This is a genomic window from Streptomyces pallidus (ex Mingjun et al. 2026), from assembly GCF_051550185.1.
In the GTDB taxonomy this organism is placed as follows: domain Bacteria; phylum Actinomycetota; class Actinomycetes; order Streptomycetales; family Streptomycetaceae; genus Streptomyces.
Map to the genome: position 1 here is coordinate 2,422,201 of NZ_CP196181.1, position 24,095 is coordinate 2,446,295.

The 24,095-nt window shown below is 73.1% G+C and carries 16 protein-coding genes; 4 read left to right on the forward strand and 12 right to left on the reverse strand.

The genetic code is table 11. The annotated features are described in order from the left end of the window. Positions 1 to 167: 167 nt before the first annotated feature. On the reverse strand, positions 168 to 767 hold the full coding sequence (locus ACSHWO_RS10240) for a hypothetical protein (protein WP_361095249.1): 600 nt from the start codon (positions 765 to 767) through the stop codon (positions 168 to 170). Between the two features lie 226 nt (positions 768 to 993). Continuing rightward, complete coding sequence (gene proS / locus ACSHWO_RS10245) at positions 994 to 2,406, reverse strand: proline--tRNA ligase (protein WP_438311318.1); 1,413 nt, start codon at positions 2,404 to 2,406, stop codon at positions 994 to 996. 131 nt (positions 2,407 to 2,537) lie between these two features. On the opposite strand from proS, the gene ACSHWO_RS10250 reads away from it, so the two are divergent. Beyond that, positions 2,538 to 3,218 carry an SAM-dependent methyltransferase gene (locus tag ACSHWO_RS10250; protein WP_361095243.1) on the forward strand — a complete coding sequence of 227 codons (681 nt, stop codon included), beginning with the start codon at positions 2,538 to 2,540 and terminating at the stop codon, positions 3,216 to 3,218. Positions 3,219 to 3,282: 64 nt separating this feature from the next. On the opposite strand, the gene ftsH is transcribed toward ACSHWO_RS10250, so the two are convergent. From ftsH to nsdA, 6 genes are all read right to left on the reverse strand, one after another. Next, on the reverse strand, positions 3,283 to 5,253 hold the full coding sequence (gene ftsH / locus ACSHWO_RS10255) for an ATP-dependent zinc metalloprotease FtsH (RefSeq protein ID WP_385843243.1): 1,971 nt from the start codon (positions 5,251 to 5,253) through the stop codon (positions 3,283 to 3,285). Between the two features lie 129 nt (positions 5,254 to 5,382). Further along, positions 5,383 to 6,954, reverse strand: coding sequence for a signal recognition particle protein (ffh, locus tag ACSHWO_RS10260; RefSeq protein ID WP_361095238.1), 1,572 nt, complete (start codon positions 6,952 to 6,954; stop codon positions 5,383 to 5,385). Positions 6,955 to 7,325: 371 nt separating this feature from the next. After that, positions 7,326 to 9,746, reverse strand: coding sequence for a [protein-PII] uridylyltransferase (locus tag ACSHWO_RS10265; RefSeq protein WP_438311322.1), 2,421 nt, complete (start codon positions 9,744 to 9,746; stop codon positions 7,326 to 7,328). 16 nt (positions 9,747 to 9,762) lie between these two features. Continuing rightward, positions 9,763 to 10,101: a P-II family nitrogen regulator gene (locus tag ACSHWO_RS10270; protein WP_361095233.1), complete on the reverse strand. Its 339-nt coding sequence runs from the start codon at positions 10,099 to 10,101 to the stop codon at positions 9,763 to 9,765. Continuing rightward, on the reverse strand, positions 10,098 to 11,447 hold the full coding sequence (locus ACSHWO_RS10275; RefSeq protein ID WP_438311325.1) for an ammonium transporter: 1,350 nt from the start codon (positions 11,445 to 11,447) through the stop codon (positions 10,098 to 10,100). Before ACSHWO_RS10275 ends, ACSHWO_RS10270 begins: the two co-directional genes overlap by 4 nt. 317 nt (positions 11,448 to 11,764) lie before the next feature. Then, the gene (nsdA, locus tag ACSHWO_RS10280; RefSeq protein WP_438311327.1) at positions 11,765 to 13,270 is read right to left on the reverse strand and encodes a transcriptional repressor NsdA; all 1,506 of its coding nucleotides are present in this window, start codon (positions 13,268 to 13,270) and stop codon (positions 11,765 to 11,767) included. Between the two features lie 394 nt (positions 13,271 to 13,664). Between nsdA and ACSHWO_RS10285 the strand changes: the two genes are divergently transcribed. After that, complete coding sequence (locus tag ACSHWO_RS10285) at positions 13,665 to 14,333, forward strand: bifunctional DNA primase/polymerase (protein ID WP_404242064.1); 669 nt, start codon at positions 13,665 to 13,667, stop codon at positions 14,331 to 14,333. Positions 14,334 to 14,419: 86 nt separating this feature from the next. Here ACSHWO_RS10285 and ftsY read toward each other — a convergent pair whose 3' ends face one another. Then, positions 14,420 to 15,637: a signal recognition particle-docking protein FtsY gene (ftsY, locus tag ACSHWO_RS10290; RefSeq protein WP_438311330.1), complete on the reverse strand. Its 1,218-nt coding sequence runs from the start codon at positions 15,635 to 15,637 to the stop codon at positions 14,420 to 14,422. A 178-nt stretch (positions 15,638 to 15,815) separates the two neighbouring features. Between ftsY and ACSHWO_RS10295 the strand changes: the two genes are divergently transcribed. Both ACSHWO_RS10295 and ACSHWO_RS10300 read left to right on the forward strand, forming a co-directional pair. Then, positions 15,816 to 17,297: a cytosine permease gene (locus ACSHWO_RS10295; RefSeq protein ID WP_385849198.1), complete on the forward strand. Its 1,482-nt coding sequence runs from the start codon at positions 15,816 to 15,818 to the stop codon at positions 17,295 to 17,297. 85 nt (positions 17,298 to 17,382) lie between these two features. Beyond that, positions 17,383 to 18,369, forward strand: coding sequence for an LLM class flavin-dependent oxidoreductase (locus ACSHWO_RS10300; protein ID WP_438311333.1), 987 nt, complete (start codon positions 17,383 to 17,385; stop codon positions 18,367 to 18,369). A 48-nt stretch (positions 18,370 to 18,417) separates the two neighbouring features. On the opposite strand, the gene ACSHWO_RS10305 is transcribed toward ACSHWO_RS10300, so the two are convergent. The 3 genes from ACSHWO_RS10305 to ACSHWO_RS10315 all read right to left on the reverse strand — a co-directional run bounded on the left by ACSHWO_RS10305 (position 18,418) and on the right by ACSHWO_RS10315 (position 24,069). Beyond that, entirely contained in the window at positions 18,418 to 19,857 is a 1,440-nt protein-coding gene (locus ACSHWO_RS10305; protein WP_361095218.1) for a sugar porter family MFS transporter, read from the reverse strand. Between the two features lie 230 nt (positions 19,858 to 20,087). Then, the gene (gene smc, locus ACSHWO_RS10310; protein WP_438311336.1) at positions 20,088 to 23,699 is read right to left on the reverse strand and encodes a chromosome segregation protein SMC; all 3,612 of its coding nucleotides are present in this window, start codon (positions 23,697 to 23,699) and stop codon (positions 20,088 to 20,090) included. Positions 23,700 to 23,853: 154 nt separating this feature from the next. After that, positions 23,854 to 24,069, reverse strand: coding sequence for a hypothetical protein (locus ACSHWO_RS10315; RefSeq protein ID WP_030162422.1), 216 nt, complete (start codon positions 24,067 to 24,069; stop codon positions 23,854 to 23,856). Between the last annotated feature and the right edge of the window lie 26 nt (positions 24,070 to 24,095).

Sequence of the window (24,095 nt, forward strand, 5' to 3'; positions counted from 1 at the left end):
CACGTGGGGTTGCGGTACTCGGATGCCCGATGGACGCGTCAGCCGGAGGAGAGAGGGGTCCTGTGCGACTGTCGAGTACAGCTTGCCATTGTGCCACATGCCGACGGCGCCTCCTCCCCGGGGCCGGTGATCAGTGGCACCGGCCCGCGGCGCCGTACGCCGCCGGATCAGGACGCGGCGGCGGTGACGGCGACCTCGGGGATGCGGAAGGGCTTCATGCAGCCGCCGCACACGATCGGCGCCTGGGCCAGCACGGAAGGGACCACCCGCACGTTGCGCCCGCAGTCGCAGACCGCCTTGACACGCACGCCGCCGCCCGAGGAGCCGTGCCGCGCGGCCGGCCCGCGGAAGCTGCGCTTGGTGTCCGCGGCCGTCGCGACCGTATGCGCCTTGAGCGCGCGCTGCAGCCGCTCGATGGTCGGCCGGTAGCGCTTCTTCGCCTCGGCGTTGAGCGTGACCAGGGAGAAGCCGCTGCTCGGGTGCGGCTCGTCGGAGTGGTCCAGCCCCATCTCCTCGGCGATCGCGAGGAATCTGCGGTTGTGGTAGCGGCCGGCCCGGGAGGTGTCGCGCACTCCGCGGGCGGCGGCGATGCCGTGGACTGCCTCGTGCAGCAGTCGCTCGAAGGAGAGTTCGGCGCCGCAGGCGGACGAGGACTCTCCGATCAGGGACTCGGGGGCGGCAAGATCGGGCAGCTCGGGGTGGTGCCGCTGAATGTCGGCCCACGCCTGCGCCAGCTCTGCGGCGAGAACAGGTGGTGTCGTGCTCACGTCGTGACAACGAGCCGAGGGGCCCCGGTGTTCCGATTCCGGGCCATTCCAAATTTTTTGCACGTACCAGTCAGTTCAGCCTGATGCGTCCCGACGAGGACGGGTGCGTCGATCCCAGGAGGAGTCGGTACGTAACGACGACCGAAAGACGTCAGCCCCGGCGCGCGGCTCGTGCCGCACGCCGGGGCGCGTCAAGTGTCACCCTGCGTCGATCACCGGTCGACGATCAGTACGACCGCGCGACGATGGCGAGCGTACCGGGGGCGTCGTCCGACTCCGGAACCGACCCGTCCTCGGCGATCAGGCAGCGCACGGTCACGGCCTGCTCGCCCAGCTTGGCCTCGCCCTCCGGGCCCAGCACGTCCCACGGGATCCGCGCCCAGCCGCCGGCGACCGCGGCCTCGGCGGCCTCCTCGATGGTGGCCACGTCGGTCGTACGGGACTCCCGGCGCTCGCGGGACTCCCGCAGCAGCTGCGCCTGGTCCTCCTCCAGCACCTTGGGCAGCAGGTCCGTCAGGGCGTCGATCTGCACCGGCTCCTTGCCGCCCGGGATCCGGCGGGCCAGCATCGCCGTGCCGGCCTCCAGGTCGCGGGGGCCGATCTCGATGCGCACCGGGACGCCCTTGAGCTCCCAGTCCACGGCGCGGCGGCCGAACGGGACGTCGACGCGGTCGTCGACCTGGACCCGCAGGCCGACGGCCTTCAGGCGGTCGCCGAGCTCGCGCACCTTGGCCACGGCCTCGTCGCCCTTGATCGCCATGACGACGACCTGGACGTGGGCCAGGCGCGGCGGGACCCGCAGGCCGTTGTCGTCGCCGTGCGACATGATCAGACCGCCGACCATGCGGGTGGAGACGCCCCACGAGGTCTGCCAGACCAGCTCCTGCTTGCCCTCCTTGGACAGGTAGGAGGTGTTGAACGCCTTGGCGAAGTTCTGGCCGAGCTCGTGGCTGGTTCCCATCTGGAGGGCCTTGCCGTCGCCCATCATGCCCTCGAGGGTGAGGGTGTTGATGGCGCCGGCGAAGCGCTCCTTGGGGGTCTTGCGGCCGAGCACGACGTCGATGCCGAGCACGTTCGTCATGAAGTCGCCGTACACGTTCCGGTGGATGTGCGCGGCGTAGTCGCGGGCGTCCTCGTACGTGGCGTGGGCGGTGTGGCCCTCCTGCCAGAGGAACTCACTCGTACGGAGGAACACGCGGGGGCGCATCTCCCAGCGGACCACGTTGGCCCACTGGTTGATCAGCAGGGGCAGGTCGCGGTAGCTCTGCACCCACTTCGAGAAGTAGTCGTTGATGATCGTCTCGGAGGTCGGGCGGACGACGACCGGCTCCTCCAGCTCCTTGCCACCGCCGTGGGTGACGACGGCGAGCTCGGGGGCGAAGCCCTCGACGTGCTCGGCCTCCTTGGTCAGGTAGGCCTGCGGGATGAACATCGGGAAGTACGCGTTCTGGGCGCCCGATTCCTTGATCCGGGCGTCCATCTCCTGCTGCATCCGCTCCCACAGCCCGTAGCCGTACGGTCGGATGACCATCGTGCCGCGCACTGGGCCGTTGTCGGCCAGTTCGGCCTTGTTGATCAGATCCTGGTACCAGCGGGGGAAATCCTCCGCCTGGGGGGTGAGAACGGGAGCCTTTGCCATGGCGCGAATGGTACGGCGCCGGGTGCTCGATCCGTGAATCGGGTGGCGCACTCCTCTGGACGCGGGGGCGAATGGGGAGTTCTCTGGCAACGGGGGCAAGGGGGCGACAAGGAATCAGGAGCGCTCTTTCGATGACACCGACGCCGACGCCGACACTCGCCGCCCGGGACTGGGCGGAGATCCAGGAGCGGATGCTCGTACCGCTGTACGAGGCGGTCTTCGACCGGCTGGAGATCGGGCCGGGCGACCGGCTGCTCGGCCTGGACTGCGGAGCCGGGCTGGCCCTGCTGCTGGCCGAGGGGCGGGGAGCGGCCACCACGGGCGTGGAGGCGGATCCGGCCCGGCGGGCACTGGCGCGCGAACGGCTGCTGGAGGTGGCGGCGGCCCCGCCGGCGGCGGCCGTCCGGCCGTACGACGTACTGCTCGGCTTCTCGACGTCGGCGGCGACCCTGGCCGCGGCCCTGCCTGCGGTCCGGCGCGGCGGGGCGGTCGTCCTGGCCGGCTGGGGCCCGGCGGAGCGGTGCACCGTGCCGGCCGTGCAGGGCTGCGGCCCGGTCCCGCAGGACCTGGACGCGCTGGTGGCGGAGGCCGGGCTGGTGCCCGACGGGTCGGGCCGCGTGTTCTGCCCCTTCGGGTACGCCGATGCGGACAGTGCGGTGCGGGGTCTGCTCTCGACCGGCCTGTACGACCGCTCGTGCGACCCGGCGCAGGTGGAGAAGGAGCTCACCGAGGCACTTCACCCGTACGAGCGGGCGGACGGCGCCGTCTGGCTGCCGAACATCTTCCGCTACGTGATCGCCCGGGTGCCCTGACGGGGGAACGGGCCCGGGAGCGGGCGCGGCCGCTCGGACGGCCCCGGCGACGGGGCCCCGGGGGTCACTTCGCCAGGCGCGGGACGCCGGCCGCGGCGTACGCGGCGGCCTCGTCCAGGGTCTCGTGCTCCAGCAGGGCCTCGGCGAGGGCGTCCAGTTTCGGCCGGTGTTCGCGCAGCAGGCGGCAGGCCTCCATGTAGCACTCGTCCACGATCCGGCGCATCTCCACGTCCACCGCGTCGAGCGTGGACGGGGCCGCGACCAGCCCGTACGGGCTCTGCGGGTCGGACGGGATCGCGGTGAGCCGGCCGATGCGCTCGCTCATGCCCCACCGGCCGACCATGCCGCGGACGATGCCGGTGACCTGCTCCAGGTCGTTTTCGGACCCGGTGGTGATCACGTCGTACACGGTGTGCTCGGCCGCCATGCCGCCCAGCGCCCCGATGATCCGGCCGCGCAGGTACTCCTCGGTGTAGGCGTACCGGTCCGCCTCCGGTGTGGACAGGGTGACGCCGAGGGCCCGCCCGCGCGGCACGATCGTGACCTTGCGGACCGGGTCGGCGCCCGGCTGGAGCATGCCGAGCAGGGCGTGCCCGCTCTCGTGGTACGCGGTGCGGCGGCGCTCCTCCTGCGGCATGACGAGCGGCCGTTCCGCGCCGAGCTGCACCTTCTCCAGGGCCTCGGACAGGTCGGCCCGGGTGACCGCGTCCCGCCCCCGCTTGACCGCCAGCAGCGCGCCCTCGTTGGCGAGGTTGGCGAGCTCGGCGCCGGTCATGCCGGGGGTGGTGGCGGCCACGTGCTCCAGGTCCACGTCGGGGGCGAGCGGGATCTCGCGGGTGTGGATCCGCAGGATCGCCTCCCGGCCGCTCTTGTCGGGCGGGGAGACGGTGACCGTGCGGTCGAAGCGGCCGGGGCGGGTGAGGGCCGGGTCCAGGACGTCGGCCCGGTTGGTCGCGGCGATCACGACGACGCCCTCGGAGCCGGAGAAGCCGTCCATCTCGGTCAGGATCTGGTTGAGGGTCTGCTCGCGTTCGTCGTGGCCGCCGATGCCGCCCCCGGCGCCGCGGGCCCGGCCGATGGTGTCGATCTCGTCGATGAAGATGATCGCGGGCGCGACCTTGCGCGCCTCCGCGAACAGCTCCCGGACCCGGGAGGCGCCGACGCCGACGATCATCTCGATGAACTCGGAGGCCGACGCGGAGAAGAACGGCACGCCCGCCTCGCCGGCGACCGCGCGGGCCAGCAGGGTCTTGCCCGTGCCGGGCAGGCCCGAGAGGAGGACGCCGCCGGGCATCCGGGCGCCCATCCTCCGGTAGCGCTGGGGGTCCTTCAGGAAGTCGACGACGTCGCTCAGCTCGCCCGCGACCTCGTCGATGCCCGCCACGTCCTCGAAGGTGGTGCGCTTCGCGCCCTGCTCCAGCTCCACGGGCCGGGGCGGCGCCTTGCGGCCCAGCGCGCCGAGGCCGCCGCCCATCGCCGAGCCCATCCGGCGGGCGATGAACACCCACAGCAGGATCAGCAGCAGCATGGGGGCGAGCGAGAGCAGCAGGTTGGCCAGGAAGCTGCGCTGGACGACGACCGGGGAGGCCGTCACGGTCACGTTCTGCTTGGTGAGATCGGCCCACAGGTCGTCCTCGGCGAAGGCCGGCCGCTGGGTGACGAACTTGGTGTAGTCGCCCTTCTCCTCGCCGCCCTGCGGCAGCGGCTGCTTCGCCTTCAGCTCGCCCTGGATGGCGTCGCCCTTGGAGTAGATCTTCGAGACGTTCCCGGCGGCGACCTGCTTGCTGAACTCGGTGTAGGAGATCGTCGGCTCGTCGGGCTCGTTGAAGAACGACAGCACCAGGTTGGTCACCAGGAACACGACGAGGGCGGCCAGCACCAGCCCGCGCCAGCCACCGCCGGGCATGCGCTTCCTCGGCTGCGGGCCGGGCGGCGCACCCTCCGACCGCCAGGGGGTGTCGGCCCGGTCGCGGGGCGGTGCGGGAGTGGGGCTGGGCACCGTGGCCTCCTTACTGCCGTCCTCCCGGCCGACCATAAGGGATATTCCGGACGGCGGCTTCCGGACGTCCACGGGACCGCACGCGGACGCGGACGGGCCCCGGCCGCATCTCGCGGACGGGGCCCGTACAGCAGCGCTCGACCGGTCGTCGGGCTGCTCGTCGCGCTACTTCATGAACTTCTTGAACTCGTCCGGCAGGTCGAAGTCCTGGACCGACTGGCCCCCGGCCGGCAGGCCGAACGGGCTGCCGGCGGCACCGGGCACACCGCCCTGCGCGGCCTGCTCGCGCCGCGTGGCCGCCTCCAGCTCCTCCTGCTTGCGCTTCATCGGGTTGCCGCTCTTGCGCTTGCCCTTGGCCTGCTTGGGCTGCTTCTTCTGGCGGCCGGGGCCGCCGCCCATCCCGGGGATGCCCGGCATACCGGGCATGCCGCCGCCCTGGGCCATGCGGGACATCATCTTGCGGGCGTCGAAGAACCGCTCCACCAGGTTCTTGACCGCGCTCACCTCGACACCGGAGCCCTTGGCGATACGGGCGCGGCGCGAGCCGTTGATGATCGTCGGGTCCTGGCGCTCGGCCGGGGTCATCGACTTGATGATCGCGGCGGTGCGGTCGACGTCGCGCTCGTCGATGTTGTTGATCTGGTCCTTGATCTGGCCCATGCCGGGCAGCATGCCGAGGAGCTTGGAGATGGAGCCCATCTTGCGGACCTGCTCCATCTGGGCCAGGAAGTCGTCGAGCGTGAACTCCTTGGGGCCCTTGGCGAGCTTGGCCGCCATCTTCTCGGCCTCGGCCTGCGAGAAGGTCTTCTCGGCCTGCTCGATGAGGGTGAGCATGTCACCCATGTCGAGGATCCGGCCCGCCATGCGGTCCGGGTGGAACGCGTCGAAGTCGTCGAGCTTCTCGCCGTTCGAGGCGAACATGATCTGCTTGCCGGTGACGTGCGCGATGGAGAGCGCGGCACCACCGCGGGCGTCGCCGTCGAGCTTGGAGAGCACGACGCCGTCGAAGCCGACGCCGTCGCGGAAGGCCTCGGCGGTGTTGACCGCGTCCTGGCCGATCATCGCGTCGACGACGAAGAGGATCTCGTCGGGCGAGACCGCGTCCCGGATGTCCGCGGCCTGCTGCATCATCTCGGCGTCGATGCCGAGGCGGCCGGCGGTGTCGACGATGACGATGTCGTGCTGCTTGGTGCGCGCGTACTCGATGGAGTCCTTCGCGACCTGGATCGGGTCGCCCACGCCGTTGCCGGGCTGCGGGCCGTAGAAGCCGACGCCGGCGCGCTCGGCGACGATGCCCAGCTGGTTGACCGCGTTGGGGCGCTGGAGGTCGCAGGCGACGAGCAGCGGGGTGTGGCCCTGGCCCTTCAGCCAGAAGCCGAGCTTCCCGGCGAGGGTGGTCTTACCGGCACCCTGGAGACCGGCGAGCATGATCACGGTGGGGGCGGTCTTGGCGAACCGCAGGCGGCGGGTCTCGCCACCGAGGATCGAGACCAGCTCGTCGTTGACGATCTTGAGGACCTGCTGGCCCGGGTTGAGCGCCTTGGAGACCTCCGCACCGCGGGCGCGCTCCTTGACGTTCGCGATGAAGGAGCGGACGACCGGGAGAGCGACGTCGGCCTCGAGGAGGGCGATACGGATTTCCCGGGCCGCCGCGTCGATGTCGGCCTCGCTCAGGCGGCCCTTGCCGCGAAGGCTCTTGAAAGTCGCGCTGAGGCGGTCGGAAAGCGTATCGAACACGGTGGTCGCGATTCCTCGGGTCGGGGGCGGTGGTGGTCGTACCCCAGGGTATCGGTCCCGGCCGCCTACCCGGCCCTGCGGGCGACTTTCGTCACCGCCCCGCCCCTTCCCGAAACCGGGGTTCCGCCCTGGACGCCGTTCCGGGCGCTTCGCGCCGGGTGCGCTCAAACGCCGCGCGGGCTGGATCGTGCCGCTGCGCGGCGGTTCCGGTGTCGTTCCAGCCTTGCCGGCGTTTCGGGCGCGGTCCGGGGCGGAGCCCCGAGTTTGGGGCCCGCCGGCAGTTGAGGCGCCGGGGCCGGGGCCGGGTCCCCGGTTTCGGGAAGGGGCGAAGCCGGGGAAACGGCTCCGCGCAGCGGCGGGCGGCGGCGCGGCTAGGACAGGGCGGTGGCGAGGGCCTCGGCCGCGGCGGCCGCGCCGCCGGGGTCGAGGGGCTTGCCCTCGACCGTGGTGACGTACAGCGAGTCCACGGCGTTCGCGCCCAGCGTCGAGACGTGCGCGCTGCGGACCCGGACGCCCGCCCCCTCCAGCGCCCGCCCGATCCGGTGCAGCAGCCCCACCCCGTCGGGCGCCCGCACCTCCAGGACGGTGGCGAGCGAGGACACGTCCGGGACCACGGTGACCCGGGGCGGCGGCGGGACCACCCCGCGCCGGCGCGGGTACGCCGCCTCCCGGTCGGCGAGCTTCGCGGAGACGTCGAGGGAGCCGTCCAGGGCCCGGACGAGGTCGGCGCGGAGCCGGGCGGCCTCGGGCAGGCGCCCGTACTCGGCGGCCACCCGCCACCGGAGCACGAGGACCTCGCCGAGCGGGTCGGGGAGTTCCAGCGCGCGCAGGTCGGCGGCGCGGACGGTGAGCCGGTGCAGGGCGAGGACCCCGGCCACCGCGGGGAGCACGCCCGGCTGGTCGGGGACGGCGACGGCGAGTTCCACCCCGACGGCGTCCTCCTCGTGCCGGGTGTGCAGGGCCAGGACGGGTTCCCCGGTCCGCAGGGCCTCCACCGCGAGCCGTTCCTCCTCGGCGGAGGGCGCCGGGTCGGGCTGTCCGGGGACGGGGGCCCCGCCGAGGACGGCGGCGACCCGCCGGACCAGGTCGGCGACCAGGGAGGCCCGCCAGGCCGACCAGGCGGCGGGCCCGGTGGCGAGCGCGTCGGCCTCGGTGAGGGCGTGCAGGAGTTCCAGCGTGCCGGGGGTGCCGACGGCTTCGGCGACGGAGCGGACCGTCGCGGGGTCGTCGAGGTCGCGCCGGGTGGCGGTCTCGGCCAGCAGCAGGTGGTGGCGGACCAGGGTGGCCAGGACGTCGGCGTCGGCGGCGTCGAAGCCGAGGCGTAGGGCCGTGTCGCGGGCGATGGTCTCGCCGACGACGGAGTGGTCGCCGGGCCAGCCCTTGCCGACGTCGTGCAGCAGGGCGGCCATCAGCAGCAGGTCGGGGCGGCCGACGCGGCGGGTCATGGCGGAGGCCCGGACGGCGGTCTCCACCAGGTGCCGGTCGACGGTCCAGGTGTGGACGGGGTTGCGCTGCGGGCGGCAGCGGACCCGCTCCCAGTCGGGCAGGAGCGCGGAGACGATGCCCTCGGCCTCCAGGGCCTCCCAGACCCCGACGGTCGGCTCCCCCGCCCCGAGCAGGGTGAGGAGCTGTTCGCGGGCCTCGGCGGGCCAGGGCACCGGCAGCGGCCGGCTCTGGGCGGCGACGCGGCGCACGGCGTGCGGCGAGACGGGCAGCCCGGCCTGGGCGGCGGCGGCGCCGAGGCGCAGGGCGAGGACGGGGTCGCGTTCGGGCCGGGCGGCGCGGGCGAGGACGGCCTCGCCGTCGGACTCGACGACGCCCTCGGCGAGCGGGGCGCGTTCGGCGGCGGGGCCGCGGCTGCCGAGGAGTCCGCGCAGCCGGGGCCGGGCGGCGCGGGCGCGCAGGACGCGGCCGACCTCGCGCCAGGTGACGTCGGTGGCGTAGGCGACGGTCCGGGCGGCCTCGTAGACCTCGCGGAGCAACGCGTCCGCGTCGAGCAGGCCGAGCCGGGCGGCGACCTGGTCCTGTTCCTGGAGGGCGAGCCGGTCACCGGCGCGCCCGGTGACGAGGTGGAGGGCGTCGCGGGCGTCGAGGAGTCGGCGGCGGGCCTCGGCGAGGCCCTCGCGGGGTGCGTCGGCGACCCAGGAGGCGGCGACGGCGCGCAGGGCGGTGATGTCCCGGAGGCCGCCGCGGGCCTCCTTGAGGTCGGGTTCGAGAAGGAAGCGGAGTTCGCCGGCCTGGTCGGCGCGTTCGCGGCACATGGCGTGCAGGCGGGGCAGGCGCTTGGGGGCGTGGTTGCGCCAGTCGGCGAGGACGGAGGCACGCAGGCCGGTGAGGAGGCCGAGGTCGCCGGCGACGGCGCGGGCGTCGAGCAGTCCGAGGTGGACCTTGAGGTCCTCGGCGGCGGTCCGGCGGGCCTCGCCGGGGGTGCGCACGGAGTGGTCCAGGGCGAGGCCGAGGTCCCAGACGGGGTACCAGATGCGGTCGGCGAGGCGGGCCAGGTCGGCGGGGGCGGCCTTGCCGTCGTGGAGGAGGAGCAGGTCGAGGTCGCTGCGCGGGGAGAGTTCGCCGCGCCCGTAGCCGCCGACGGCGACGAGGGCGGCGCCGCGTACGCCGGTCTCCCGCGCGGCGGTGGTGAACAGGGCGTTCAGCCAGTCGTCGGTCAGCCCGGCCAGCGCGGAACGCCGCGAGGGCCCGGACCGCGACTCCTGCTGGAGGAGTCGCAGCCGGGCCGCGGCGTAGCCGCTGGGTCCCGGGTCGGAGGTGTCCGTGGTCTCGTCGACGCTCGTCACCCAGGGTCTCCCGTCGCTAGAGCGCTTCGGCGCCGCGCTCGCCGGTGCGGACGCGGATCAGGGCGTCCACCGGGACGCTCCACACCTTGCCGTCACCGATCTTGCCGGTACGGGCGCCCTTCACCAGGATTTCCATGACCGGCTCGGCGTCGTCGTCCTCGACGACGACCTCGATGCGGATCTTGGGCACGAGGTCCACGGTGTACTCGGCACCGCGGTAGACCTCGGTGTGGCCGCGCTGGCGGCCGTAGCCGCTGGCTTCGGAGACGGTCAGGCCCTGCACTCCGTACCGCTGGAGGGCGTCCTTGATCTCGTCCAGCCGGTGCGGCTTGACGATCGCGGTGATCAGCTTCATGCGTCAACCTTCTTGCTCGCGGCGGCAGCGGGGGCGGCGGCGGGGGCGGTGCTCCGGGCGGAGGTGCCGCCGCCGGCCCCGCTGAAGTCGTAGGCGGTCTCGGCGTGCTCGACCTGATCGATGCCGGAGACCTCGTCGTCCTCGGTGACCCGCATCCCCATCGTCTTGTCGAGGAGGAGGGCGAGCACGGCGGATGCGACGAGAGAGTAGGCGAGGACGGAGAAGACGCCCACTGCCTGCTTGCCGAGCTGTTCCAGGCCGCCGCCGTAGAAGAGGCCGGCCGCGTCGGACTGGACCCCGCCGGTGGCGAAGAAGCCGACGAGGAGGGAGCCGACGATGCCGCCGACGAGGTGGACGCCGACGACGTCGAGGGAGTCGTCGTAGCCGAACTTGTACTTGAGGCCGACGGCCATGGCGCACAGCAGGCCGGCGATGGCGCCGATGGCGAGCGCGCCGAGCGGGGAGCAGGAGCCGCCGGCGGGGGTGATGGCGACGAGGCCGGCGACCGCGCCGGAGGCGGCGCCGAGGGTGGTGAAGGAGCCGTGGCGCAGCTTCTCGTAGCCGAGCCAGGCGAGCATGGCGGCTGCGGTGGCGACCTGGGTGTTGAGGAACATCACGGCGCCGACGCCGTCGTCGTTGCCGAGCCAGGAGCCGGCGTTGAAGCCGAACCAGCCGAACCACAGCAGGCCGGCGCCGAGCATGACGAGGGGGAGGCTGTGCGGGCGCATCGGGTCCCGCTTGAAGCCGACGCGCTTGCCGATGACGAGGATGACGGCGAAGGCGGCGGCGCCCGCGTTGATGTGGACGGCGGTGCCGCCCGCGAAGTCGATCACGCCGAGGTCGAAGAGCCATCCGCCGGGGGCCCAGACCCAGTGGGCGACGGGGAAGTAGACGACGGTCACCCACAGGGCCGTGAACAGGGCCCACGCGCTGAACTTGACGCGGTCGGCGAGGGCGCCGCTGATCAGGGCCGGGGTGATGACGGCGAACATGAGCTGGAAGACGGCGAAGACGTAGACCGGGATGGTGTAGCCGTCCCAGAGCTCGGTGATGCCGATGCCGCTGAGGCCGAGGTAGTCGGGGGACCAGCCGACGACTCCGCCGGTGTCGGCGCCGAAGGCGATGCTGAAGCCGTAGAGCACCCACAGGACCGTGACGATCCCGAGGCTGATGAAGCTCATCATCAGCATGTTGAGGCTGCTCTTGACGCGGACCATGCCGCCGTAGAAGAAGGCGAGTCCCGGGGTCATCAGCATGACCAGGGCGGAGCAGATGAGCATGAACCCGGTGTTCGCGGCGGAGAGCGTCGGGGCGTCTGCCGCGAGGGTCGTGATGGCTGATGCCATCGGCGTCTCCTCGTCGTCGGTACGTTCGCGTGCGGGCGATCGTTGAACGTTCAGCGGCGCAGGGTGCGGGCCGGGGTGGGCCCGGGACCTGGGCTGGCCGGTTAATGCCCATGAGATTCGCGCAGGCCGGTTTCCGGCGGCGCCGCTCGATGTTTCGCGACCGTGACGAAGAGGTCGGACGTGTTACGCGTCCATGAACGGAACGGTTCAGGGGGGCCGGCCGCGGCAGCACCCGGGAGTCCTGGCTGGGGGAGCCTGATCGGGCTTCACGGGGTGTCTGCCGCGGCCGGGGCCTCGGGGGCGGCCGGGCGGGGCCGTCAGACGGCCTCCGCGGCCTCGGGGAGCCGGGCGGCGAGGTGGTCGGTGAGCTGGACGACCTCGGAGACGTCGCCGTACTCACGGGCGGCGGTGTCGACGGTCTTCCGCAGCCGGGTGTTCACCCTTTCGGACCGGATCTTTCCGGCCACTTCGAGAGCGCGGTCGACGAAGGCGACGGCCTGCTCGGGCTGGCGCTGGAGCAGGTGCACGGTGGCCATGCCGACGAGGTTGAGGGCGTAGGAGCGCTGGTGGACCTCGTCCTTGCCGAAGAGTTCGACGGCCCGTTCCATGACGGGTTCGGCGAGGGAGGCGTACATGGGGCTGCGGCCGGCGACGTAGGCGAGGTCGCGGTAGGAGTGGGAGTTCTCGCCGTTGAGCTCGGCCTCGGTGAAGAAGCGGATCCAGTCGGGCTCGGGCTCGTCGCCGAATGCGATGTCGCTGAAGGTGTCCTCGGCCATGCGGACGGCCCGCTTGCAGCGGCTGGGCTGGCCCATGTTGGCGTAGGCGCGGGCCTCCATCGCATACAGCATGGCCTGGGTGCGGGGGCCGGCGCAGTCGCGGCTGCCGTACTGGGCGAGGTGGATGAGCTCCAGGGCGTCCTCGGGGCGGCCGAGGTGGATCATCTGGCGGCTCATGTTGGAGAGGATGTACGAGCCGAGCGGCTTGTCGCCGGCCTCCTTGGCGGCGTGCAGCGCGAGGACGAAGTACTTCTGCGCGGTGGGGTGCAGCCCGACGTCGTAGCTCATCCAGCCGGCGAGTTCGGCGAGTTCGGCGGCGACCTTGAACAGCCGCTTCATGACGGGCGCCGGGTGGGTCTCCTGGAGCAGGTCCGTGACCTCGTGCAGCTGGCCCACGACGGCCTTGCGGCGCAGTCCGCCGCCGCACTGGGCGTCCCACTGGCGGAACATCACGGTGGTGGATTCGAGGAGGTCCAGTTCCGGTTCGGAGAGCCGCGGCGGGCGGTGGCCGCTCAGCGCGCCGCCGGGGCCGGGCTCGCGGACGGCGGGTTCGGCGGCCGGGACCGGGACCAGCCAGCGCTGCATCGGCTCGATCAGGGCGGGGCCCGCGGAGAGGGTCAGGGAGGTCCCGAGGAAGCCGCGGCGGGCGAGCATGAGGTCGCTGCGGGAGAACTCGCCGAGCAGTTCGACGGTCTGCGGGCCGGCCCAGGGCAGGTCCACGCCGGAGACGGACGGGGTCTGGTGGGCGGTGCGCAGGCCGAGCTGCTCGATGGCGACGACCGAGCCGAACCGTTCGGAGAACAGCTCGGACAGGATGCGCGGCACGGGCTCGCGGGGCTGTTCGCCGTCGAGCCAGCGGCGCACCCGGGAGGTGTCCGTGCTGATGTGGTGGGCGCCCATCTGCCGGGCGCGCCGGTTCACCTGCCGGGCGAGTTCGCCCTTGGACCAGCCGCTGCGCACGAACCACGAGGTCAGTTGTTCGTTGCGGGCGGCTGGGCCCGGGAGGTCCGGTTCTCCGCTCGTTCCGCTTGCGCCGTTGCCGCCCACTGGAACGCCCCCATCCGCTCAGTCCGTTCTCACGAAACCCTGGCCGTGACGGCGGGCGCCGCCGGGGACCTTCACAGGTCCTTCACTCCTTGCCTCCGGCATAACCACATTCGGGTCCGCCTTTCGGGTTCGTGCACCGAAAGTAATCCTACGATCACCCCCAGGGCGAGGCCGATCGTCGAAACGCCACCATTCGCCACCCCTGCGCTCGGAGAAGCCACCCGCCAGGCGCGATTCACTTGGCAGCGAGCCAGAAATGATCGGTTGGACGGGAGTGCGCTCGGGGCGCGCGCGGCGAGGAGTGCGCCGGGTGGACCGCCGGAAGCCGGGCCCGACCCGTACCTGCCGACGTCGTAACCACCGGCGCATCCAACCCGTTGGAGGGGGCATGGGCATGGGCTTCACGATCGGCAGCAGCCGCAGCACCAAGGAGTTCCGCTCCGGTACCCGGCGCCGGGGGCGGACGTCGGAGTGCACGGCGGTGGCGGAGTACACCGGACTGTGGGGCTGGGACGTGGTCCCCGGCGCCCGGGCCGCGGCCCCCGCCCGCAACTGCTCCTGCGGCCACGCGGCCTGCCCCGCGCCGGGCGCGCACCCGCTCCCGCTCGCCCCCACCGTCAAGGCGGGCGCCACCCTGGACGAGGTCACGGCGGCCTGGGGCGAGTACCCGGGCGCAGCGGTCCTGCTGCCGGTGGGCCGCGGCTTCGACGTCATCGAGGTGTCACAGGAGGCGGGGCGGCGGGCGCTGGTCCGGCTGGAGCGGATGGGCCTGCCGCTCGGGCCGGTCACCGCGACCCCGGACGGCCGGGCCCAGTTCTTCGTGGCCCCGGGCGCTGCGGCCGAGCTGCCGCAGCTGCTCTACCGGATGGGCTGGGACGACGCCGACCTCGACCTGCGCGCCCTCGGGCCGGGGGCCTTCGTGACCGCCCCGCCGTCCGACCACGCCGGTCTCGGCCCCGTCGGCTGGCTGCGCCCGCCCGCGCTCGACTCCGCGGGCGGCCCCCCGCAGGCCCGGCTCCTGCTGGGTACGCTCGCGTACATCTGCCACCGGCTGCGGCGGTAGCGCCCGCGGCGGTACGTCGGCGCCCCCGCGTTCCGGGCGGAACGCGGGGGCGCCGGCGTGAGGTGCGTACGAGCGCGTGCGGGGGCTCAGTCGCCGATCAGGGCGTCGACGAAGGCCTCCGGCTCGAAGGGGGCCAGGTCGTCCGGGCCCTCGCCGAGGCCGACGAGCTTGACGGGGACGCCGAGCTCGCGCTGCACGGCGACGACGATGCCGCCCTTGGCGGTGCCGTCGAGCTTGGTGAGCACGATGCCGGTGATGTCCACGACCTCGGCGAAGACGCGGGCCTGGGTGAGGCCGTTCTGCCCGGTGGTCGCGTCGAGGACGAGCAGCACCTCGTCCAGCGGGCCGTGCTTCTCCACGACGCGCTTGACCTTGCCGAGCTCGTCCATGAGGCCGGTCTTGGTGTGCAGGCGCCCCGCGGTGTCGATGAGGACCACGTCGGCGCCCTCGGCGATGCCCTCCTTGACCGCGTCGAAGGCGATCGAGGCCGGGTCGCCGCCCTCGGGGCCGCGCACGGTGCGCGCACCGACCCGCTCGCCCCAGGTCTGCAGCTGGTCCGCGGCGGCGGCGCGGAAGGTGTCCGCAGCGCCGAGCACGACGCTGCGGCCGTCGGCGACGAGCACGCGGGCGAGCTTGCCGGTGGTGGTGGTCTTGCCGGTGCCGTTGACGCCGACGACCATCACAACACCGGGGGTGTCGGCGCCGCTCTCGGTCTTCACGGCGCGGTCGAGGTCGGTGCCGACCAGGGTCAGCAGCTCCTCGCGCAGCAGGGTGCGCAGGTCTGCCGGGGTGCGGGTGCCGAGCACCCGGACCCGCTCGCGGAGCCGGTCGACCAGCTCCTGGGTGGGGACGACGCCGACGTCGGCGATGAGGAGGGTCTCCTCGATCTCCTCCCAGGTGTCCTCGTCGAGGTGCTCGCGCGACAGCAGCGTGAGCAGACCCTTGCCGAGGGAGTTCTGCGAGCGCGCGAGCCGTGCGCGGAGCCGGACCAGGCGGCCGGCGGTGGGCTCCGGCACCTCGATCTCGGGGGCGGGGGGAGCGGTCTGGGCCGGGACGACCGGCGCCTCGGGGGCCGCCGCCTCCGCCTCGGGGAGTACGACCTCCTCGATCGTGCGGCGCGGCTCTTCCGCCGTCGTGGCGGCGTCCTCCCCCACCTGCGGTTCGGCGGGCGGGGCAGTGATGGTCGGCGTGCTCGGCGGCGCCGGGGGCGGCAGCTGCTTCTTCTTGCGGCTGCCGACCACGAGCCCGCCGGCCACGACGACCGCGACCAGGGCGATGAGTACAGCAATGATGAGGATGTCCATAACGCGTTTCAGTATGCGCGACCCGGTCCCCCGGGCCGGGGCATCCCGGTCCGGGCCGCGGCTGCGGCGGGCCGGGTCCGGACCGTCCCGCTCTCCGGCCTTCCGCTGTGGTTTGTACCTTTCAGGCGGTAACGGCGATGATGGGTGACTCTCTGCACATCACCCCATCGGAGCACGTATGCCTGCCGATTCCCCCGACGGCGCGATAGAGACCCGCGGCCTGGAGCCCGTACCCGACGACGAGCGCACCGGACGGGTCCGCGAGCTCGTCCCCACCTGGGTCGCCGCCAACATCAGCGTGCTGCTGCTGACCATGGGCGCCGGGCTGGTGATCTTCAACGGACTGAACATCTGGCAGGTGCTGGTCGTCGCGGTGACCGCGCCGGTCGTCTCGTACGGGCTCGTGGGCCTGATCTCCATCGCCGGCCGGCGCGGCGGCGCGCCCGGCATGGCGCTGTCGCGGGCGGTGTTCGGGCAGCGCGGCAACCTCTTCCCCGGGGCGCTGATCTGGATCGCCCGCTGGGGCTGGGAGACGATCAACGCGGTCAGCGGCGCGTTCGCGCTGCTGACGGTGCTGGACCTGCTGTTCGGCGTGCAGAAGAACACCGCCCTGATCGTGGTCACCCTGCTGCTGTTCGTCGGCTGCACCTTCCTGGTCTCCGGGCTCGGCATCGGCGCGCTGCGCGTGTGCTCGACCTGGTCGACGTACCTGTTCGGGGCGTTCAGCCTGCTGGTGCTGGGCTGGCTGGTCGCCGAGACGGACTGGTCCGCGGTGTTCGACAAGCCGGCCGGCTCCACCGCGATGACGGTCGCGGGCATCGGAACGATCGCCGCGGGCGGCATCAGCTGGGTGCCGTCGGGCCCGGACTTCACCCGCTACCTGCCGCGCACGGCGTCGACGCGGGGCGTGGTCGGCGCCACCGTCGGCGGGGCGGCCGTCGTGGTCATCCCGATGGTGCTGATGGGCGCGGTCATGGCGGTCGGAACCCCGGACCTGGCCTCCGCGCAGGACCCGGTCTCCTTCATCGGCCGTCTGCTGCCCGCCTGGATCGCGGTCCCGTACCTGCTGATCGCGCTGGTCGGCATGCTGCTGATCAACTCGATGTCGATGTACTCGGCCGGGTTCACCGCGCAGACGCTCGGCATCAAGGTGCCGCGCGCGGCCGCGGTCAGCGTGAACGCGGCCATCAGCCTGGTCTTCGGCTTCCTGCTGATGGTCGTCGCCACCAGCTTCTTCGGCTCGTTCATCTCCTTCCTGACGCTGCTGGCGGTGGCCTTCTCGGCGTGGATCGGCGTCTTCGGCGTGGACATGCTGCGCCGCACGTCCTACGACGGGGCCGCCCTGCTGGACACCTCCCGCACCAGCGCCTACTGGTACCGGGGCGGGTACGCCTGGCAGGCCATGGCGGCGTGGGGCGCGGCCCTCGCGGTGGGCCTGCTGTTCACCCGGGTCGACTGGTTCGCCGGGCCGCTGGCCGGCACCTGGGTCGGGGTGAACGGCCTGGGGTGGGTGGCCGGCATCCTCACCTCCGGGGCGCTGTACGCGGTCCTGCCGCGCACGGCGCGGACGGAGCCGGCGGACCCGGCGGCGGACCCGGCGGGCGGGCAGCCGGGGGCGGGGGCCGGGCGGTCCGAGCGGGCTGCGTCCCTGTCCGGCTGACGCGCCCCCCTGTCCAACTGACTCACCGTCAGCTACCGTCCCCCTTCGCCCGTCCACCCGCACCCGGCGAAGGGGGACTTTCCTCATGCCCGTCACCGTGGCCCGGTTCAACCTCGTCGATCCGAACGGCACCCCCGAGAGCCTGTCCGCCCGCTACCGGGCCGCCCTGGAGATGGCGCGGTACGCGGACGACCGCGGCGTCGACACCGTCCAGACCGAGGAGCACCACGGCACCGGCAACAACTGGCTGCCCTCGCCGTTCGCGTTCGCGGGCGCGGTCCTCGGCGCCACCCGCCGGATCTCCGTCACCGTCTCGGCGGTCATCGGCCCGCTGCACGACCCGCTGCGGCTGGCCGAGGACATCGCCGTACTGGACCTGCTGAGCGGCGGCCGGCTCGTCACGGTCGCGGGGATCGGCTACCGGCCCGAGGAGTACGAGCAGCACGGCGTCGACTGGGGGCGGCGCGGCCGGCTCCAGGACGAGTTGCTCGAAACGCTGCTGGCGGCGTGGACGGGCGAGCCGTTCGCCTTCCGCGGCCGCACCGTGCGGGTGACCCCGGCGCCCTTCACCCGGCCGCACCCGCTGCTGCTGGTCGGGGGCAGCTCGCGGGCCGCGGCGCGCCGGGCGGCCCGGCTCGGGCTGCCGTTCTTCCCGAGCGCGCACCTGCCGGAGCTCCATGCGTACTACACGGAGCGGCTGGCGGAGTACGGCACGGAGGGCTTCTGCCTGATGCCGGCGGCCGATACGCCGCTGCTGCACGTCGCCGAGGACCCGGACCGGGTGTGGGCCGGGTACGGCGGCTGCTTCCTGCACGAGGCCGGCACGTACGCCTCCTGGCAGTCGAAGGAGATCCGCAGCGCCGTGCGCTCGCACGCGCGGACCGTGGACGAGCTGCGCGCGGAGGGCGTGTACCGGGTGCTCACCCCGGACGAGACGGTCGCGTACGCCCGGGCGGCGGGCGGGGCGGGGAACCTGGTGCTGCACCCGCTGTGCGGCGGGATGCCGCCGGACGAGGGCTGGCGCAGCCTGCACCTGCTGTGCGAACAGGTGCTGCCCCGGCTCAAGGACTGAGCCGGGGCAGCACCCGTGCGAGAGGAGCGGGGTTGTTGGCGGGGGTGGTTACCCCATCTCCTCCAACGCCTTGCCCTTCGTCTCCGGCACCCACTTGAGGACGAACGGAATCGAGAGCAGGGCGAAGCCGGTGTAGATCATGTAGGCGCCGGACAGGTTCCAGTCCGACAGCGTCGGGAAGGTGACGGTGACGAGCCAGTTGGCGACCCACTGGGCGGCCGCGGCGACGCCGAGCGCCGCGGCGCGGATCCGGTTGGGGAACATCTCGCCGAGCAGCACCCAGACCACCACGCCCCAGGAGAGGGCGAAGAAGAGCACGAAGCAGTGCGCGGCGACGAGGGCGACGGTTCCCTGGGTCTCGGGGATGGAGATCTCCCCGCCGGTCTCGGTCTTGAACGAGAACGCCCAGGCGGCGGCGCCGAGGGAGAGGGCCATGCCGGCGGAGCCGATCAGGGCGAGGGGACGGCGGCCGATCCGGTCGACGAAGACCATCGCGATCACGGTGCCGATGATGTTGATGATCGACGTGGTGAACGAGTAGAAGAACGAGCTGCTCGGGTCGATGCCGACCGACTGCCACAGCGAGGAGCTGTAGTAGAAGATCACGTTGATGCCGACGAGCTGCTGGAAGACCGACAGGCCGATGCCGACCCAGACGATGGGCAGCAGGCCGAAGCGGCCGCCGAGCAGGTCCTTGAAGGTGGACTTGTGCTCGGAGCGCATGGCGCGGTCGATCTCGGCCACGCGCACGTCGGTGTCGATGCCGGAGCCCTCGACCTCGGTGAGGACCTTCTTGGCCTGCTCGGTGCGACCCACCGAGATCAGGAACCGCGGGGACTCGGGGATGGCGAAGGACAGCAGGCCGTAGAGCAGGGCCGGGATGACCATCACGCCCAGCATCCACTGCCAGGCCTCCAGCCCGCCGAGCTCGCCGCGCTGCTCGCCGCCGGCCATGTTGAGGATGCCCCAGTTGACGAGCTGGGAGACGGCGATGCCGATGACGATGGCGGCCTGCTGGAAGGAGGCCAGCCGGCCCCGGTACGCCGCCGGGGAGACCTCGGCGATGTAGGCCGGGCCGATGACCGAGGCCATGCCGATGGCGAAGCCGCCGATGACCCGCCACATGGCCAGGTCCCACAGGGCGAACGGCAGGGCCGAGCCGACCGCGCTGGCGGCGAACAGGACCGACGCGATCTGCATGCACCGGATGCGGCCGATCCGGTCGGCGATCCGGCCCGCCGTGGCCGCGCCGATCGCGCAGCCGATCAGCGCGGCGGCGATTACCTGTGCCAGCGCCTCGGAACCGATGTCGAACCGGCTCCGGATCGCCTCGACGGCGCCGTTGATCACGGCGCTGTCGTAGCCGAAGAGGAAGCCGCCCATCGCGGCGGCGGCGGTGATGAAGACGACGTGCCCGAGGTGGTCGGGGTGGGCGGCGCGCCCGCTGCTCGCGGGCGGCGGCGGCGCTGCGCTCCTGCTGCTGCTCAAGGTGTGCTCCTGCGTGCCCGGCTGCGGTGGCGGACGGGGTGGGTGGGTGGTGCTTCCAGTGGCGCACAGCCGAAGATCCGGCACCACTCGAATGGATATGGCGGCGGAGCGAGCTTATGTGTTCAGTTCTTGAAGTCAATAGGACGAGAGCAACGCCATGAAGCGAACGAGATGCCGTACCGTCCCACGGCACTCGGGTTAAGGGATTCATTTCTTGAAGCGAGAGGAGGTCAGCGGAGCCGCTGGCTGATCACTTTGGAGACTCCGTCGCCCTGCATGGATACGCCGTAGAGGGCATCGGCGACCTCCATCGTCCGCTTCTGGTGCGTGATGACAATCAGCTGCGAGCTCTCCTGGAGCTCCTGCATGATGCGGATCAGCCGCTGGAGGTTGGTGTCGTCGAGCGCCGCCTCGACCTCGTCCATCACGTAGAACGGGCTCGGCCGGGCCTTGAAGATGGACACCAGCAGGGCGACGGCCGTCAGCGACCGCTCGCCGCCCGACAGCAGCGACAGCCGCTTGACCTTCTTGCCGGGCGGCCGGGCCTCCACGTCGACACCGGTGGTCAGCATGTTGTCGGGGTCGGTGAGGACGAGCCGGCCCTCGCCGCCGGGGAACAGCCGCGCGAAGACCCCCTCGAACTCCCGGGCGGTGTCCCGGTAGGCCTCCGTGAAGACCTGCTCGACGCGCTCGTCCACCTCCCGTACGACCTGGAGCAGGTCGGCGCGGGTCTTGCGGAGGTCCTCGAGCTGCTCGCTGAGGAACCGGTGGCGCTCCTCCAGGGCCGCGAACTCCTCCAGCGCGAGCGGGTTGACCTTGCCGAGCTGCTGGTAGGCCCGCTCGGCGGCCTTCAGCCGCTTCTCCTGCTGCGCCCGCACGTACGGTCCGGGCCGGTTGCGGGGATGCTCCGGGTCAGCGGGGAGCTCCTCGCCCTCGGCGGGCGGGCTCGGCGGTACCGGCTGGTCGGGCCCGTACTCGGCGACGAGGGCGGCGGCCTCGACCCCGAACTCCTCTAGGGCGCGGCCCTCCACCTGTTCGATGCGCAGCCGCTTCTCGGCCCCGAGGACCTCGCCGCGGTGCACGGAGTCGGTGAGCTTGTCCAGCTCGCCCTTGAGGTCGCGGCCGCGGCTGCGGGCCTCGGCGAGCTCCCGCTCGCGCAGGGCCTTGGCCTGCTCGGCGGCCGCGCGCTCCCGCTCGGCGCGGCCGAGGGATACGTCGAGGTGGGCGAGGAGCTGGCGGGCACCGTCGGCGACGGCCCGCGCCACCGTGGCCTCGTACTGCATCCGCCGGCGGCGGCGCTCGGCCCGCGCCCGGGCCTCGCGCTCGGCGCGGGCGCCGCGGTCGAGGGCGTCGGCCCGGCCGGCCAGGCCCTTGACCCTCTCCTCGTGCGTACGCAGTTGGAGGCGGGCCTCCATCTCGGTCTGCCGGGCGTTGGCCCCGTCGGCGGCGAGCCGGTCCCGCACGGCGGTGTCCGGCTCCTGCTCGCCCTCGTCCCCGGCGGGGTCGTTCTCCTCGGCGGCGGCGAGCCGTTCGGCGCACTCCTCCACCTCGGCCAGGGCCTGCTCCAGCGCGTCCTGCGCCTTGGCCGCGGCGGTCGCCGTGCGCTCGGCCTCACCGGCGGCGCCCTTCGCCTGCCCGGCGAGCCGGCCGAGCTGCTGGGCCACCCCGGCCCTGGCCTGCTCCGCGGCGCGGCGGCGCTCACCGGCCTCCTCGACGCGGGCGGCGAGCTCGCGGCGACGCTCCCGGGCGGCCTCCTGGGCCTCGCCGAGCTCCTCGCACTGCCCGTCCAACCGGTCCAGCTCGGCGCCCGCCTCGTCGACCGCGGCCTGCACCTCGATCAGGCTGGGGGCGGCTGCGGAACCGCCGTGCGCGTGGTGCGCCCCGAGCACATCGCCTTCGAGGGTCACGGCCACCGCGTCGGGGTGCGCCGCGACGAGGGCCTCGGCCTCCTCCAGGGTCCCGACGACGACGTACTCCCGCAGCACCCGCGCCACGGCCCGCACCAGTCCGGGCTCCCCGCGCACCACGTCCGCCACGGGCGTCCCGGCCACGGGCGTCCCGGCACCACCGGACACGCCGTCACCGGGCACAGCCGGCCCACCTGGCGCAGCCGGAACGGCTGGGTCCGGGCCCGGGGTGATCAGGAAGGCCGCTCGGCCCGCGTCCGCCGTGCGGAGGTGGCGGATGGCTCCGGCGGCCGCGGTCGGCGAGGCCACGGCCACCGCGTCCGCGGCGGCGCCGAGGGCGGCGGCGACCGCGGCCTCGTGCCCCGGGGTGACCGTCAGCCGCTCCGCGGCCGGACCGAGGAGCCCGGTCAGCCGTTCCTTGGCGGCGAGCACCGCCCCGGTGCCGTCCTTGCGGCGCAGCCCCAGCGCGAGTGCGTCCCGGCGGGCCGCGACCGCGGCCCGGGAGCGCTCGGCGGCCGTGGCCGCGTCCCGCGCGGCCGTCAGGTCCGCCTCCGCAGCGGCCAGCTCGGCCCGCGCGGCCTCGTAGTCGCCGTCCGCCCCGGGGTCGTCGAGCCCGCCGACCTCCTCGGCCAGGGCCTCGTACTCCGCCTGCGCGGCGCCCGCCCGCAGCTGCGCCTCGTCGCGGGCCGCCACCAGCCGCTCGATCTCCGCCTGGGCAGCCCCGGCCCGGGAGCGGGCCGCGCCCAGCCGCCCGGTCAGCCGGGCCAGGGTCTCGCGCCGGTCGGCGAGGGCCCGGGCCGCGTCCCGCAGCCGCCGCTCCTCCGCGGCGAGGGCCCGCTCCAGCTCGGCGCGGTGCTCGACCGTGTCCTCCAGGGCGCGGGAGGCCGCCTCCAGGGCAGCCGTCAGCTCCGCCTCCTGCTCGCGGATGCGGGCCGCCTCGCGCTCCATGTCCTCGGGGTCACGGCCCCGCCGCTCGTCCTCGGGCCCAGCGGTGGCCGACTTGACCCGCGCCTCGGCCAGGGAGGCCGTACCGCGCACCCGTTCGGCCAGCTGCGACAGCTCGTACCAGGTCTGCTGGGCCCGCTGGAGCCGCGGCGTGAGCTGCCGCACCGTTTCCTCCAGCTCCGCCTCCCGCCGCTGCGCCCCGGCGAGCTGGGCCTCGGCGGCCTCCTTGCGCTCCTTCAGAGCCGCCTCGTCGGCGATCTCCGCCGCCAGGGCCGTGCGCAGGGTGACGAGGTCGTCGGCGAGCAGCCGCAGCCGGGCGTCGCGCAGGTCGGCCTGGATCACGGCCGCCCGCCGGGCCACCGCGGCCTGTCGGCCCAGTGGCTTGAGCTGGCGGCGCAGCTCGTCGGTGAGGTCCTGGACGCGTGCCAGGTTGGCCTGCATCGCGTCCAGTTTCCGCAGCGCCTTCTCCTTGCGCTTGCGGTGCTTGAGGACGCCGGCCGCCTCCTCGATGAAGGCGCGGCGGCCGCCCGGGTCGGCGTGCAGGACGGAGTCCAGCTGGCCCTGGCCGACGATGACGTGCATCTCGCGGCCGATGCCGGAGTCGGAGAGCAGCTCCTGGATGTCGAGCAGTCGGCAGGTGTCGCCGTTGATCTGGTACTCGCTGCTGCCGCCGCGGAACATGATCCGGGTGATGGTGACCTCGGCGTAGTCGATCGGCAGGGCGCCGTCGGAGTTGTCGATGGTCAGCGAGACCTCGGCGCGTCCGAGCGGCGGCCGGCCGGTCGTCCCGGCGAAGATGACGTCCTCCATCTTCCCGCCGCGCAGGGACTTGGCGCCCTGCTCCCCCATGACCCAGGACAGTGCGTCCACCACGTTGGACTTGCCGGAGCCGTTGGGGCCCACCACGCAGGTGATGCCGGGCTCGAAGCGCAGGGTGGTGGCGGACGCGAAGGACTTGAAGCCTCGCAGGGTCAGGGACTTGAGGTGCACGCCGCCGGACTCTACCTCGCGCTTTCGGTTTCACCCACGAAGGTGCAGGGCACAAGTGACGTCAGGGAATTCGGCTTCGCGAAAGGAAGAAGGGACGCCGAAGCGTCCCTTGCAGATCGTGCCGGGCTGGAATCGAGCGACGAGTGAGCGCGGATCAGGTGAGCGCAGGCTCCGCCTGGGGTACGTCGATGTCGATGCGGTCCAGCAGCGAGTCTCCGTGCTGAGCGGCGGCCGCGTTCAGCGCGTCGTTTTCGGACTGAATCCGTACGAGCTCGGACTCGAGGTCCTGGACGCGCTGCTGAAGCCGTCGCATCTCGGCGAGGAGTCGCGGGTCGGAGCCGCCGACGTAACCGAGAAGCGCCTTTGCCATGATGGATGGTCCTCCACACTGAGTGA

Bases quoted from the DNA above. Each gene is read 5' to 3' on its own strand.
- proS (WP_438311318.1), bottom strand. From the start codon at position 2,406: ATGGCAAAGGCTCCCGTTCTCACCCCCCAGGCGGAGGATTTCCCCCGC.
- ACSHWO_RS10250 (WP_361095243.1), top strand. From the start codon at position 2,538: ATGACACCGACGCCGACGCCGACACTCGCCGCCCGGGACTGGGCGGAG.
- ftsH (WP_385843243.1), bottom strand. From the start codon at position 5,253: ATGGTCGGCCGGGAGGACGGCAGTAAGGAGGCCACGGTGCCCAGCCCC.
- ACSHWO_RS10270 (WP_361095233.1), bottom strand. From the start codon at position 10,101: ATGAAGCTGATCACCGCGATCGTCAAGCCGCACCGGCTGGACGAGATC.
- ACSHWO_RS10275 (WP_438311325.1), bottom strand. From the start codon at position 11,447: ATGGCATCAGCCATCACGACCCTCGCGGCAGACGCCCCGACGCTCTCC.
- ACSHWO_RS10285 (WP_404242064.1), top strand. From the start codon at position 13,665: ATGGGCTTCACGATCGGCAGCAGCCGCAGCACCAAGGAGTTCCGCTCC.
- ftsY (WP_438311330.1), bottom strand. From the start codon at position 15,637: ATGGACATCCTCATCATTGCTGTACTCATCGCCCTGGTCGCGGTCGTC.
- ACSHWO_RS10295 (WP_385849198.1), top strand. From the start codon at position 15,816: ATGCCTGCCGATTCCCCCGACGGCGCGATAGAGACCCGCGGCCTGGAG.
- ACSHWO_RS10300 (WP_438311333.1), top strand. From the start codon at position 17,383: ATGCCCGTCACCGTGGCCCGGTTCAACCTCGTCGATCCGAACGGCACC.
- ACSHWO_RS10315 (WP_030162422.1), bottom strand. From the start codon at position 24,069: ATGGCAAAGGCGCTTCTCGGTTACGTCGGCGGCTCCGACCCGCGACTC.